This window comes from Dyadobacter sp. CY326, assembly GCF_021390515.1.
Lineage (GTDB): Bacteria > Bacteroidota > Bacteroidia > Cytophagales > Spirosomataceae > Dyadobacter.
Genome location: NZ_JAJUXI010000002.1, coordinates 528702 through 541978 on the forward strand (window position 1 = coordinate 528702; position 13277 = coordinate 541978).

Sequence of the window (13277 nt, forward strand, 5' to 3'; positions counted from 1 at the left end):
TTGTTATTGATGTCCAGGCGACTCGATATCAAATAACGTTGAGTAAAATCAGACATCCCGGATACCCTGTATCTGGGATGTTTTTTTATGGGGTCCAGACACAAAAAATGCACCAAGAAGGTGCATCTCATAGTGGTGTTAACTGCAAGTAGTTATATGTAGTGTATGAAATATTTCAGTGGAATTCTATATTTCTTAATCGCGCCGCATTGCGTTTCATAAACATGCGGTCAGCAACAGAATAGTGTTCTTGTTGGAGATTATCACCTGAGGATTTTCTTAACTGAGCAATGAGCCAAACTCCGCCAAAAGTCGCTCCTAAAAGCACTAAGACAAACACATAAGGTGCAATGGCGTAAATATTTTGAAGTAGCTGTGTCATAATCTTTTCTGTTCAAGTCAGGTTGTCGTTTCTGATGACTTAAAAAGAAAATATCGTACCAGCGCGATAATGAATGCTGGACGCATTTAAACACCTGCTAGGTCGAATACTTGTAGAATTACTAGCAGCTTTTGTTGAAAAGTGTGGAATATGAGCCGCTATAACTCATTGCCTAACAGCTTCTCATGGCGTAGGTAGCCAAGAAATTTCTGAAATTCGTAACCCGTCATGTCTGAGACTTTCTTTTGGAAGAGCTTGTGTTTTTTATCGGGCTCCAACTCCGACAGCGCGTCGGTGACCAGGTAAGTGAGAATGGGGTTCCACCTGTTTAATGTGCTTTGAAAGGAAGTCTCCGGATCGCTGAATTCTTTACTGATAACATCGAGTCCTTTCTCCTCTGCAAGCAATTTCAGGACTTTCAAATAAGCCTGCTGGTTCTCATCATATTCAGGGTGTTTTTCAATTCCCTCATATTGGAACAAAAATTCCTGAATCTTGTATAGATGCTGCCTTGTTGTTTCCGGATTCATCATGTTTCGCCTGTTAATAGAAGGATGATCTGTTGATGAACAAAATCATGCCTTGCTCGGCAGGAAGCTGAGCGGCGAAAGTGTTGATAAAAACCAGAAAATCAGATTGTGGCGTTAACCACCTTCGTGTCGCAACCTACGACTGAGTTGTTGACATAACCGACGCTGATACCCGAAACTTTCGTTGCCTTCTTGGAAGGAAGCGGCGTCTTAATAGTAACGATCTTCGAAGTGATTACAGATTGCGTTTCGGAAAGATATTTAAACTCCACTTCAATGTTTTTAATGGTTGTAGGAGCGTTGTTTTCGATCACCATGCTGTGAATTGCGATTCCACCCACGGAATGCCACTCATTTTCGAGAATCTTGATTTTCCCTAAAAGTTTAGCCTTATTCTCGCTGCTGACAGCGCTTAGGGAATCCGCCTGGCTCAGCACTTCCGTTTTCGATTTAACAACCGGCTTTTCTTTGAGGAAATCGAACTGCTTGTAATAGTAGAGAATGTATATAAATGCACAAACTGGGACAATGGCACTGATCCACTTCAATAAAGGAATTAGGAACTTTTTGAATTTGGCTTTTTTGCCTCTTCTTCCTGGCATAGGTAATTTGTTAATGGGTTGAGTTTCGTGAGATGCTGCTGGACGCAAATATACCGATCCGCAGCTTCAATTGCATTGCCTTAAAATTTTTTTGACGCGAATGGTGTAAACAAAAACAAACCGCTGAATCAGATCAGCGGTTTGCATGTGTATCGTGTTGAACAGGACTAGAATCTCACAAACTTATGTGCGGATATTGTTCCATTTATATGTAGAACCTGCACAACATAAGTGCCTGAGCTCAAATTTCTGGTGCTGATTCCGGTTGTCAGCGCGTTTGAAGCTTCAAATACCGTTTTGCCTTGCGCATTGACCACTTTCACAAGCTTAACCTTCGACCAGTCTGTCAGGTTGAGGTTAATGTTTTCTGCATTCACCACCGGATTTGGATAAATGAATGCTGTGCCTGCAAAGTTCACGTTTTCAATGTGGCTATATGCGAATGTTTCATCCCGATCCACCATTTTCAGACGGTAAAAATTTTGTCCGTCCAGAGGCTGCGCATCTTTGAAATCATAAAAGCGTTGCTGTGCACTTTCATGGTTTGACGCCACAGAACCAATTCTGTCCCATTTCTTGCCATTGTTGCTGCGCTCGATCTCGAAACGGTCACTGTTTGTTTCAGTCGCTGTAGACCAGGAAAGCAATGCAACCGGACCTTCGGAAGTGGCTTTGAAACTAACGAGTGTTACAGGAAGCGTTCCTATTTCGATCTCAAAGTCATCTTCAACAAAATTGCCTTCCGAATCAGTCACTCTGACTGTGAATGTAAAATTGCCATTTTCCGTGGGAGTGCCAGAAAGTGTACCGGTTGTAGATAGGGTCATGCCGGTTGGCAGATCAGCTGGTGTTACTGCTTCATAAATGTAAGGACCAACCCCCCCAGATGCACCTAGCCCAGCTGGGATTCCCTTTGAGTAAGGGTCTCCAATATTCCCTGCTGGATAAAAACCTCCTTTAAGTGCAAGGTTAGTAACGATTGTAATGTCATAGTCAAAGGTCCCAGCGTCGATCAGTCCTCCGCCCGTTACATCTGTGATCTGCACTTTGAAATTAAAAGTGCCGGATTGCGTAGGTGTTCCGGAAATTATGCCTGTTGATGGATCAAGTGTCAAACCACTTGGTAAATTTCCCTGGCCAGCGACAAGGGCATAAGACAAATCGCGTCCCGCTTCTCCCACTGCAATAGGCGTTGAGAAGGGATAAGGTGTGCCTAAAATTCCACCAGGCAGATCTTCAACCGTCAGATTGAGAACAGTTACATTCGCGGTGGCGGCAGCAGAAAGGTTTGTGCAACCCGCGCGAGTTGTCTTAACAGTAAATGATGTGCTTTGCGTAAGTGCAGGAGTTGTGTAAGGATTAGCTGTGCTGGAAGGAAAAGTTGGATGTTCCCACAATACACCGCTGCCATTAAATGTTGCTGCTAACTCAGCCGTCTTTCCACTGTAAATTGTCACATTGGATGTTGTCACTGTCGGCGGCGCAATGGCGGTTCCGATTTCATAAACGTCAAGCGAACTCAGCGCCTGAACCAATCCGTTGGCAAGGGACACTTCAATGCGATCAAATGGTGTTGACGCCGGAACCAATATCTCCTGAAAGCTTCCACCACCCAAAAGATTGATATTAATTAGCGGGTTGTTTGCGAAAACATTGGTGGCGATATTCCCAAGATAAGTTGTAATTGCGATTTTTTCTGAGAGCACAGATGCGTCCAGAAGCACAGTAGGCGAGCCAACCAGCACTCTTATGATGTCACCCGCTGGCGACACCGAGTTAAAAATTGGTGTAACGTAAGTTTTTGCACCCGCTGCCGAAACCGCAGCTGTTAGAATTGCGCGTGATGCGTCGTTACCATCAGCCGCATTCCCAGGAGTAATAACGCCATTTATGCCACCGACCAGCGCGCCGGCATTTCCATTAAGAATATCTGCAACTCCGTTACATGCGATTTCAGAAGTTGCATCTTTGTTAATGTAAGCTTCATAAATATCAAGGTCGCCGCCGAGATCGAGAAGAGCATTAGTGCTTATCCTAACACTTGTAAAGTCAACGCCGGGCGCGAATACATAATCATACTGCGCCTCACCGCCTAATGCTGATAGCAACGAAGTAATGGTAACAGGGGTGCCAACAGCAGTGCCTCCATCATAAGCCTGGATAGAAACGCTGCCTCCGAGCGACAAAAGGCTCGCATCAATTCCTAACTTAATGTGAACCTGGTCAGTTGCCACAGGTGCATTTTCCGTCGGTGAACTTGGGAAGGTTAGTGCTTGAAAATTTGGTTGCCCTCCTAATAAGTTGTTTGGAAACTCCAAGGAGCTGCTTGTCGCTAAATTACCGTCAACTGCTTCTTGTGGTTGGTTGATGTCCCCCGCACCACTATTTGTTTGTGAAATCGCGTAAACCCTTCGGTATTTTTGGGCAAATGCGTCGTTTGAAAGCCCGACGACCCCGAGTGAGATCAAGCATGCTAACAGCGCCGCTGGTCTTATTTTACTAGCCGCGGCTTGAAAAACATTAATAGTAAAACTCTTCATGGTTGTAAAAATTTAGATAGATATAAAGGACCGTTATGTGAAATAATTGAGCGTTGGTTTTTTTAGGATATAGTGGGTCAGCCACCTAAATTGTAGGTGTTCCGGTGTCTCAGATCTTTTTATCGTGGGGTATGCTAGCCGCAAACGGCTTGAAAAGGTGTCAGAATCTTGGTATTTAAACCAGTAGAAGTAAAAAATCTACACAAATAATCTCGTTTTAAGGTTGATGATAAATTCGATAATAGCTTACAAATACTTGTGGAAGTCGGCTCTGCATTTGCATTAATTCACACTGGTAAATAGTAGTTATTTGCAAATGTATCCATTAAAAAGTCAAATTTTCCCCGCATAATTTCACTATTCTGAACCCCCCAAATTTTTGCGGGTGTAGAATTAATTTTGTCCACAACAAGTTTATATAAGTTATTGTTAAATTGCCATAGAGTTACTTACAACAGCTCCTAATTGCCTAAGTGGTTACATTTGAGTATTTTATGATTTAACCACCCAATTACTTTCTGATTGATGTTTCAGGAATTTAACTTGTGTGACCACCTCTGACATGGAAACGAAGATGACAAACATTCAAAGCCGATCGAACTTCGCGATCAATAGTGTACAAAATAGTTCGATGAACATTGTAATGGTCGATGAGCTGGTGCTGCTGACTGACGCACTACAACGCTTACTCCTGCAAATGCCTGAGGTTAACGATGTTCAGACATACTGCGACGGCAACGAATTTTTGGCGAACAGAACGGCACGTCCACCCGATATCCTGATTATGGACTGGATGATTAATGGGCTTACCGGGCTGGAACTGCTGGATATGGCCAGAGCCAGGATGCCGAAAGACATGAAGATCATTATCCTTTCCTACGTGACCGACGTGCAAACGATCAAGCACGCAATACGGAGAGGTGCCAATGGTTTCCTTCCCAAATCAACCTCCTTGGACGAACTTAAAGAAGCACTTTTACAAGTGAATTCCGGTAAGCAATACATTGGCAAAGGAATTCGCGACAACCTGATTAACAGCGTGTTCACCGAGGAGCAGATCGTTTTGCACTTGTCGCCGCGTGAGAAGGAAGTTTTGCGGAAAGTTTGCAGCGGCCGGACGATCAAAGAGATTGCATATGACCTCAAACTAAGTGCACACACAGTTCAGTATTATCACCGAAGCGTGATGGATAAGTTAAAAGTAAAAAGGACAACCGACCTCATTGTTTATGCAATGCAGCACGGATTGTACATTCCCGAAATAAAATAACCTGGCGCAATTCGAACTTGCCAGGTTACCTTAATGTGCTCATTATTATTATTTTAGCTTGCTGTAAAAATCTGGTAACGGATTCAGCGCGGGATTTTTATGCTGGTGCCAGTAAGGATAAATGGGTGACCGCTCGCTCGCTTTATCCAGCTTCTTAACCTGCTCCAAGGACAAGTTCCAGCCTACGGCACCCAGATTCTGTTTAAGCTGCTCCTCATTCCGTGCGCCTACAACAATGTTGCTGACAGTGGGCCTCTGCAACAACCAATTAAGGGAAACCTGCGCAACAGTCTTTCCTGTTTCTTCGGCAACCTGATCCAATACATCAATTAAATTAAAGAAAAACTCCTCTGGAACCTGCGGGCCCTCTCCCCCGCCCTGCGCAATGCGGGCATCCGAAGGCATAGGCTCGTTTCTTCTGTATTTGCCGCTAAGCCGACCAGCTGACAAAGGGCTCCATACGATTGTCCCGATGTTTTGATCCAGCGCTAACGGCATTAATTCCCATTCCAACTCACGACTCAAAAGTGAGTAATGTGCCTGGTGCGCAATGTATTTGGACCAGCCGTATCGCTCAGAAACAGAAAGCGATTTCATCAAGTGCCAGCCTGAAAAATTGGAACAAGCAATGTAACGCACTTTTCCACTTGTAATGAGATCATGCAATGCACTCAATGTCTCTTCAATGGGCGTGTTGCCGTCGAAACCGTGCATATGGTAAATATCAATGTAGTCAGTTTTCAGCCTTTTGAGACTGTCCTCGCATGATTTGATCAAATGAAAACGCGATGAGCCGAAGTCGTTAGGCCCGCTTCCCATTTTGAATGTCGCCTTCGTTGAAAGAATGATCTGATCACGCAAACCGATAATCGCCTTGCCAAGAATTTCCTCAGAAAGTCCTTGTGAATAAACATTGGCTGTGTCAAAAAACGTCAGCCCTGCGTCCATACACAAACTCACCAAACGTGCCGCTTCATCAGCCTGTGTGCTTCCCCAAGCCTTGAAAAAGTCACCGCCGCCACCAAAAGTGCCCGTGCCGAAGCTCAGGACAGGAACCTTTAATCCTGATGCGCCTAATTGTCTGTATTCCATATTTGAAGCTGATTTTGGTTCTGATTGAAAATTATTCATTTAAGCCCTAATTCAAAAGAAGCCGTTGCATAATCGACCTTACCATAAAATAATTCTTGCTATGAATGAGGCAGTTGCAGCCGATAACTTGCGCCATTTCACACGTCTTATAAAAAACTTGCCATTATGTTCTGGTTCACAGCAGGAGTTATTATCAATTGCATTGCCATTGTGCTGGTCATTGCAAACGCGGTTTACGATGCAATTACACTTAAATATGCTTCGGGACACAACACCTGGGTTAATTTGATCGGGATCGTGCTCGCCATCGTAGTAATTGTCGCTTATAGTGTCAAGAATTCGGGCAAAATCTCGCTGGCAAATCTCATACTCTGGGTTCCCGGCACACCAATTCTGATCTTCTCGGCTTTCACCTTGGTTTACTTCATTGTAATTTTAATTTCAAAACCCGATTGGCGCTAAAACGCATTAATGCAGCACAAAAAAAAGATGGCGCCCTCCCGAACGCCATCTTGATCCTTTTTTCTATTCTTCCCTAAATCAGCTCTATATCGAGCAAAATTCTTTTGAAAATTTTTTCGGTTGTCTCGAAAATCCCTTTCAAAGCTCCTGCCAAAATACACAAGGGAAAAATAACCGGCAGATATATCAGCCACCTCAAAGCCATCAAACTGTTGAATCTTTTCATAACAATAAAATCTTCGCAACGACCATTAACACCCATTAACCAAACAATTGTAATTACAATATAGAATTAGTTTTAATAAATGTCAAGTGTGTGCTATATCTTATTGTCATATGCTTATCGCGGGTCTGATGCGCTCTTATCTTCTTTGTCCTTATTCTTGCGTCGCTTATCTTTCTTTTTCGTGTCGGCATTGCCATCCGTTGTAACTGTTCCCACCGTTGATTCCGTTGTGCTGGCCGATGTGCCTGTGGCTTGTGGCCATGCCGCAGTTCCCTGTGCGCTGCTGCCTTGCGCCTGCTGATTAGGTGTTCCGGAAGTGGATGTTCCATTGCTTTGTGGCTGGCCAGTGTTTTCGCTGGTGCCTGCGCCCTGAGGTTTATTTGTTTTGCCTGTGGTGTCCATTGCAGGCGCTTGTGTTGTACTTCCCGATGTTCCTGTGGCTTGCGGCCAAGCAGCTGTTCCTTGTGCGCTGCTGCCTTGCGTTTGTGTTGAATCTTTAACAGTTCCCTGCGAACTCGCTGGTTTTGAGCCTGTGCTGGTCGTCTGTGCGAATGCTGTTCCACACAAGGCGATCATTAACGCAGCGGCTGTAATTTTTAACTTTTTCATGATATTGAGATTTCGTTGATGATATGATTTCACCAACTAGTAACAATAATTGTTCCAGCCATTATATTAATTCTTAGACGCTTAATATTCAACGAACGTATAGCAATGAGCGGTGTTCGACCACGCTGCTTCTGGTGGCGGGATTCAGGAACTTGCCTTTAAGCCTCGTGATGCGGAAATATTCTGGCTCGGTCAGGACTTTTGCAGACAAGCCGGATTTCACAAGACTGTCCGCGAGGTCGGGAGTTGTGTAGATGAAGCAAGGTTTTTTTGCTAAAAATGCCTTCAACTGCTCGCTTGTGTGCGTAAGTTGCACATCCCCCGGCGCATAAAATTCGAGCGAATAAGAGAATGACTTGAAGGCTGTTACGGGTGCATCTGCATTCGTGGACCAGATCGTCTTCGCTGCATAACGACCAGATTGGTAACGCAGTAAAAAAGGATAAAAGAATGAGAAAAGGAAAACATACATGACCGCAGCCGATGCATAGCCGCTGTATAGGATGCGCTGCAAAGGGTTTTGATAAGAAATAATATTGGCCTCAATTACAAATAATACGGCGAAGCCAATCACAGCCCAAGCATTTGGCAGACCAGCAAAATATGCAAGCCCAACGACAAGCAAAGCAAACAAAAACACCAGCACTTGCTGAATCCTTGCCAGCACCCCCAGTTTAACGTTTTCTGCCTGTTGGAATAAAAAATAGCCAGTTATGATGGAGAAGTAAGGAAACAAGATCACAATGTAATGCGGCAGCTGAAAACGCGAGAGTGAAAACAGTAAAAAGGTCAATAATGTGCTCCCGTAAATAATCCAGCGGATGGGATTTCTGTTCGTGTCAAAACGAATCAGGTAAACGATTCCTGCCACCAGGCCAATGGACCAGGGCAGAAATGCCCAAAGCGTTGTGTGCATAAAAAAGGTCACATTTCCGCTGCCTTTAATTGGCCCCGTATTGAAAAAACGACCAAACTGACTGTCCCAGAAAAAGAATTTCAGTCCTGAAACACCTGTTTTTCCAAACACGATTTTCTCAGGATGCAAGTCAAATTGCGCATACAAACTGTACAGCTCCGGCAGGATAAAAATGAAGCAAAGGAGCAGCATTAACCACCAGCGATAATTGAAAAACTGCCTCCACTGCGATGTAAAAATCCAGAACAAGACCCAGCCGCCGCCAATGGTGAGCAGCACGAAAATACCTTTGGTCATAATGGCGCAGGCCGCAAAAAAAGCCGCTGCGGCAATGTGGAGCCAATGTTTGTGCTGATAAACGCATAACATGTGCCACACCGCCGCCACAATGCAAGTAGTCAGGTAAGGCTCGGCACGGACATCAAAATTGGCTAATGTGCTGTGCAACGCAACGGCGGAAATCAAAACAGAAATGCGGGCGACGGAAACATTAAAAAGGTCGCGGGCAGTCAGAAACGTGTAGAAAAGGCCTGAAAGCCAAAACAGAAAAGCAGGGAATTTGTAAGCAAAACTGGTAATGCCGAATATTTTATAACTGATTGCAGCCATCCAGAACGGGAAATGCGGCTTATCCAGCCAGTCATGCCCATCGCCCCACAGGTTAATCCAATCATTGTGAAGCACCATATGCTTTGCAATGGTGGCATAAAGTGCACCATCGGGCTCTATGATTTCCAGCCATAAGCCGGGCACATTCAATGCAATTCCCACAAACAGCAACCAAAGGAAATAACGTTTCAGTCCCGGCTCAACATCATGCATACGTTTCGTTTTTCATGACCCTTATTAATCTCAAATTAGGGAATGTGGCAAACTTACGAAACAGAAGCATTAATCGGGATCAACGAACATTGAATTCAACCACAAACAATGCCATTTCAATACAAACTTGCTAGGAATGCACTTTTGCCGTCTGGACGCCCAAAAAAGGGAAAATGTAGTTATAAAAGTCTTCTGGAATAAACGGTTTGGTAAGATATCCCGTGAACCCGCTGCTCATCGCACGCTCTTTTTCATCTTCAAAAGCGGAAGCCGTGAGTGCAATAATCGGGATTTTTTTATCAACCTGACGAATGAGCGCGGTTGCTTCAAAACCGTTCAAAACGGGCATGCGCAGATCCATAAGCACCAGGTTAAAGCCGCCGTCGGCAAATTTTTCATAAGCCTCTTGCCCATTGCTTGCAGTTTCGAACAGTATATCGCGGCGCTTCAAAAGCATGGTTGCAACGGTGAGGTTCGTTTTGTTATCATCCGCCACAAGCACTTTGGTCTGCGGGTAAGCCACTGCGGTGACGATCTGCGTCTCAGCGGGTTGAAGCACGACCGCATCTTCGGAATAAGCAAGACTTATATCAAATGAGAACTCTGCTCCTTTTCCGGCTTCACTTTTCAAATTCATTTCACTTCCAAAAAGTCGCAGCAGCTCTTTGGAAATGGCAAGTCCCAGGCCGGTTCCGGTATTTTCCTGCTGCACTTTGGGCTTAACCTGTGTAAAAATCTCAAAAACGCCTTGCTGCTCTTCGGTGGCAATGCCAATGCCCGTGTCTTCCACTGCAAAGTGCAATTGCACTTTTTCATTGCTGCGGCCCTTCTCGCGGACAACCAACTTCACATGACCTTTGGCCGTAAATTTTATAGCATTGTGAATGAGATTTGTCAGAATCTGGTTCAACCGGATCATATCGCCGGTAATGCGTGCAGGCAATTTATTATCGATATCAAAAATAAGTGCTAGCCCTTTTTCATCTGCTCGCGGGACAAATGTCTTCCGCAGATTTTCAAAAAGCAGGGTCGGGTCGAATGGCACCGGGTCCAGCTGCACGTGATTGGAATTGATTTTATTGAAATCCAAAACATCATTCACAACACCCATCAAATGGTCAGATGAAAATTTGAGCGTCTGTAAAAGTTCCTGCTGGTTTTCGCCCTTGCCGCCGTCTTCCGTCATAATGTGCACAATGCCCACAATCCCATTCAGTGGCGTGCGAATTTCATGGCTCATGATGGATAAAAAGTCGGATTTAGCGCGCATCGCCTTTTCGGCAATGGTTTTTTGTCTTTCCAAATCCTCATTTTTTTGTTCCAGATTGTAGCGATAATAATATTCCCGCTTGTCCTTTGCCATACTCAGTTTCATGACCAAAGGAAACAGAACGTGCGCCATGAGCAGGAAAATGCCTCCGTCTTCAAAAAATGTTTTCAGTGAAGTGGTTGCTCCTGTGTAAATGGCCAGCGGATAAAGTGTAATGCTTAATGCGCTGCAAATCAGGGCATATCGCACCGGCCATCGCAAAATCAACCCCGCGAAAATTACGCCCAATGTCAGATTAAGGCACGATTGCGCGTAAGACATGTGCGGCTGCGAAAGCAAATATGCGTAGAAACCAATAAGCAGAAGTTGCGTATAAAAGCTCATCCGCTGACCAGAAATCAGCTTATTGTGATTCAAAACCAGCAGGACTAAAATGATACTGCTTGAAATGAAATGCGTGACTAATAACGTAAAAAAGAATGGGTCCCCGGAAAGATAAAAACCTATGCAAGATGCAGGGTTGCAGATCAGGAAGGTGATGCAAAATAGCTTATTATTGAAGGTGCCTTCCGCCTCAACTTCGCTTTCCCAAAGCCGCTCGAAAGGCTCGGTGTATTCAATATTTTTCAAAAACTGTAATATTTATAGATCGTTGAATGCTTCGCCTGGATAAATGTAACAAACCGTTTGCTCATTATTTCCAATGTTGCAGCCGGGCGCGCAGCTATTAGTTGGATATTTTGGATAAATTTATTTAGCGGCAAAATCCTCGAAAAAACCTTTCAGCATTTCACATTCCTTCATTTTTTTACACATCTCAACACTGAGCGGTTTCTGCTGATAATCGATCACCTGCTTAAATGAATGGGCTTTCCGCATTTCGGATTCTTCCGTCGCCGAGCTCACCATCACGACATTGACGCGTCCTATATATCGCCGGTCTTCAATGCTATTCAAAAATTCCCACCCATTCATCACAGGCATATTAATGTCCAGCAAGATCAGAAAAACAGTGTCTTGCGACGGATAAGCATCCAGATATTCCAGCGCTTCCAGTCCGTTATAGCACAAAACCGTGTCGTACAAAATGCCGCTTTTTCTGAGGAACATTTCGTGCAGGAAGAGCATGATCTTATCATCATCCACCAGAAGAATTTTTAGTTCAGTCTTCATGTCTTATCTGAACTTTATCTGCCTTACTGACAATATCTTTGATCACCTTGTCCAGCTCAGCCGCCGAGTCATGTACAAGATTAAGGACAACATCTTTCCCCAACTCCCCATATTCACCCATTTTTAGCAGCTCCACCAGCCCCATTAATCTGGCAAGTGGCGCGCGCACAACATGCGACTGAATCCACGCAATATCCTTTAATTGCTCATTTTGAAGCTGAATGCGGTGCAGGTTTTGCTTATAATCTGTAATATCCCGCACCGAGCCAACTGCCCGGATTGCTACGCCACTTTCATTTCTTAAAAAAATGATCCTGTGCTCTACAAGCGCGACACTTCCGTCGAATTTTATATAGCGGCATTCTGTAACTGTCATTGCACAACCGGGGTCGGCCTTGGCAGTGATGATCTCATCGAGCACGCGCAGCTTGTCTTCTTCATAAATATTCTCGGACCAGATGCGATTGGCGTGCACTTGCAGATCATAACCAAAAATATCTTTGAATCCGGTTCCCCACTCCACTTTATTTTGTAAAATATCCCAGTCGTAAATGGCTTCATTGGCCGCATTCAGGATGAGCTTGTAACGTTCATTGCTCAATGTAAGATCGCTGGATTTGAGTACGGACTCTGTAACATCAGCCAAAATACAAAGGTGCATTCCGGGAAGAATGTCGGGCTGTGCATTGAAACTTGCGATGATAATATTGCCTGCCTTGTGCCTGACTTGGGTTGTCCCTTCCAGTATTTCCCCATTCAAAAACCGCCGCCATACGTCATTGGAATCTTGCCCTTCGCGCAAAACGATAAAGTCAAAAAGGCTCATCCGGCTTAATTCCTCTTTGGTGTAGCCGAACAATGCAACGGTTGCATCATTGAAATCCAGACAATGGCCGTCGTCGTTGCTGATGATGATGGCATCACGCGTATGCTCGAAAATTGCTCTGAATTTTTCGTCGGTTTTGCGTTTTTCAGTAATATCGGTCGAGAGCACCAGCTCTGCTTTGCGTCCATTAATGTATATAATATTGCTCTGGAGTGTGACATAAATGATGCTGCCATCCTTTTTTTTATGTCTGTAAATGCCTGTGGTGTAGAGCTTATCATGCTGCCGAACAGCCTCCACTGCTGCTTCCACGACCGGGATGTCATAGCAAGGGCGAATGTCCTTGATTGTTAGTTGCAAAAATTCTGCTTTGCTATATCCATAATGGCGAACCGCCGCCTCGTTCACGTCCAGTATGGCGAATGTCTCCACGTCATAAACCCACATGGGCTGCGGATTGTACTGAAACAGATCGCGATAGGACACTCCGGAAGAATCAATGTCGCTTCTCTCGTTTTCTGCCTGCTTATAATTACTCATTGAACGGAAGGTTGTCC

At 44.5% G+C, this 13277-nt stretch carries 12 protein-coding genes; 2 read left to right on the forward strand and 10 right to left on the reverse strand.

Annotated elements, in window-relative coordinates; all coding sequences use genetic code 11:
* Positions 1-175 precede the first annotated feature (175 nt).
* From LZG73_RS02835 to LZG73_RS02850, 4 genes are all read right to left on the reverse strand, one after another.
* On the reverse strand, positions 176-382 hold the full coding sequence (locus LZG73_RS02835; protein WP_233846001.1) for a hypothetical protein: 207 nt from the start codon (positions 380-382) through the stop codon (positions 176-178).
* Positions 383-540: 158 nt separating this feature from the next.
* On the reverse strand, positions 541-915 hold the full coding sequence (locus tag LZG73_RS02840) for a hypothetical protein (RefSeq protein ID WP_233846002.1): 375 nt from the start codon (positions 913-915) through the stop codon (positions 541-543).
* A 98-nt stretch (positions 916-1013) separates the two neighbouring features.
* Complete coding sequence (locus tag LZG73_RS02845; RefSeq protein ID WP_233846003.1) at positions 1014-1514, reverse strand: hypothetical protein; 501 nt, start codon at positions 1512-1514, stop codon at positions 1014-1016.
* A 167-nt stretch (positions 1515-1681) separates the two neighbouring features.
* Positions 1682-4054 carry a putative Ig domain-containing protein gene (locus LZG73_RS02850; RefSeq protein WP_233846004.1) on the reverse strand — a complete coding sequence of 791 codons (2373 nt, stop codon included), beginning with the start codon at positions 4052-4054 and terminating at the stop codon, positions 1682-1684.
* Between the two features lie 562 nt (positions 4055-4616).
* Between LZG73_RS02850 and LZG73_RS02855 the strand changes: the two genes are divergently transcribed.
* Positions 4617-5324 (forward strand): response regulator transcription factor, encoded by a 708-nt coding sequence (locus LZG73_RS02855; protein ID WP_233846005.1) that lies wholly within the window; start codon positions 4617-4619, stop codon positions 5322-5324.
* A gap of 48 nt (positions 5325-5372) precedes the next feature.
* Here the strand turns inward: LZG73_RS02855 and LZG73_RS02860 are convergent, their stop codons facing one another.
* Positions 5373-6416, reverse strand: a complete 1044-nt coding sequence (locus LZG73_RS02860; RefSeq protein WP_233846007.1) for an aldo/keto reductase — start codon at positions 6414-6416, stop codon at positions 5373-5375.
* Positions 6417-6581: 165 nt separating this feature from the next.
* Between LZG73_RS02860 and LZG73_RS02865 the strand changes: the two genes are divergently transcribed.
* Entirely contained in the window at positions 6582-6878 is a 297-nt protein-coding gene (locus LZG73_RS02865; RefSeq protein ID WP_233846008.1) for a hypothetical protein, read from the forward strand.
* 340 nt (positions 6879-7218) lie between these two features.
* On the opposite strand, the gene LZG73_RS02870 is transcribed toward LZG73_RS02865, so the two are convergent.
* The 5 genes from LZG73_RS02870 to LZG73_RS02890 form a co-directional block, all read right to left on the reverse strand.
* On the reverse strand, positions 7219-7713 hold the full coding sequence (locus LZG73_RS02870) for a hypothetical protein (protein ID WP_233846010.1): 495 nt from the start codon (positions 7711-7713) through the stop codon (positions 7219-7221).
* Positions 7714-7801: 88 nt separating this feature from the next.
* Positions 7802-9451 carry a glycosyltransferase family 39 protein gene (locus tag LZG73_RS02875; RefSeq protein ID WP_233846011.1) on the reverse strand — a complete coding sequence of 550 codons (1650 nt, stop codon included), beginning with the start codon at positions 9449-9451 and terminating at the stop codon, positions 7802-7804.
* 130 nt (positions 9452-9581) lie between these two features.
* Positions 9582-11351, reverse strand: a complete 1770-nt coding sequence (locus LZG73_RS02880) for a response regulator (protein WP_233846012.1) — start codon at positions 11349-11351, stop codon at positions 9582-9584.
* Between the two features lie 120 nt (positions 11352-11471).
* Positions 11472-11894, reverse strand: a complete 423-nt coding sequence (locus LZG73_RS02885; RefSeq protein ID WP_233846013.1) for a response regulator — start codon at positions 11892-11894, stop codon at positions 11472-11474.
* On the reverse strand, positions 11884-13260 hold the full coding sequence (locus tag LZG73_RS02890) for a PAS domain S-box protein (protein ID WP_233846014.1): 1377 nt from the start codon (positions 13258-13260) through the stop codon (positions 11884-11886). The genes LZG73_RS02885 and LZG73_RS02890 overlap by 11 nt, the downstream gene beginning before the upstream one ends.
* Positions 13261-13277 lie beyond the last annotated feature (17 nt).

Coding starts and splice junctions, on each gene's coding strand:
- LZG73_RS02875 (WP_233846011.1), bottom strand. CDS start 9,451: ATGCATGATGTTGAGCCGGGACTGAAACGTTATTTCCTTTGGTTGCTG.
- LZG73_RS02845 (WP_233846003.1), bottom strand. CDS start 1,514: ATGCCAGGAAGAAGAGGCAAAAAAGCCAAATTCAAAAAGTTCCTAATT.
- LZG73_RS02870 (WP_233846010.1), bottom strand. CDS start 7,713: ATGAAAAAGTTAAAAATTACAGCCGCTGCGTTAATGATCGCCTTGTGT.
- LZG73_RS02890 (WP_233846014.1), bottom strand. CDS start 13,260: ATGAGTAATTATAAGCAGGCAGAAAACGAGAGAAGCGACATTGATTCT.
- LZG73_RS02865 (WP_233846008.1), top strand. CDS start 6,582: ATGTTCTGGTTCACAGCAGGAGTTATTATCAATTGCATTGCCATTGTG.
- LZG73_RS02885 (WP_233846013.1), bottom strand. CDS start 11,894: ATGAAGACTGAACTAAAAATTCTTCTGGTGGATGATGATAAGATCATG.
- LZG73_RS02855 (WP_233846005.1), top strand. CDS start 4,617: ATGGAAACGAAGATGACAAACATTCAAAGCCGATCGAACTTCGCGATC.
- LZG73_RS02860 (WP_233846007.1), bottom strand. CDS start 6,416: ATGGAATACAGACAATTAGGCGCATCAGGATTAAAGGTTCCTGTCCTG.
- LZG73_RS02850 (WP_233846004.1), bottom strand. CDS start 4,054: ATGAAGAGTTTTACTATTAATGTTTTTCAAGCCGCGGCTAGTAAAATA.
- LZG73_RS02835 (WP_233846001.1), bottom strand. CDS start 382: ATGACACAGCTACTTCAAAATATTTACGCCATTGCACCTTATGTGTTT.
- LZG73_RS02840 (WP_233846002.1), bottom strand. CDS start 915: ATGATGAATCCGGAAACAACAAGGCAGCATCTATACAAGATTCAGGAA.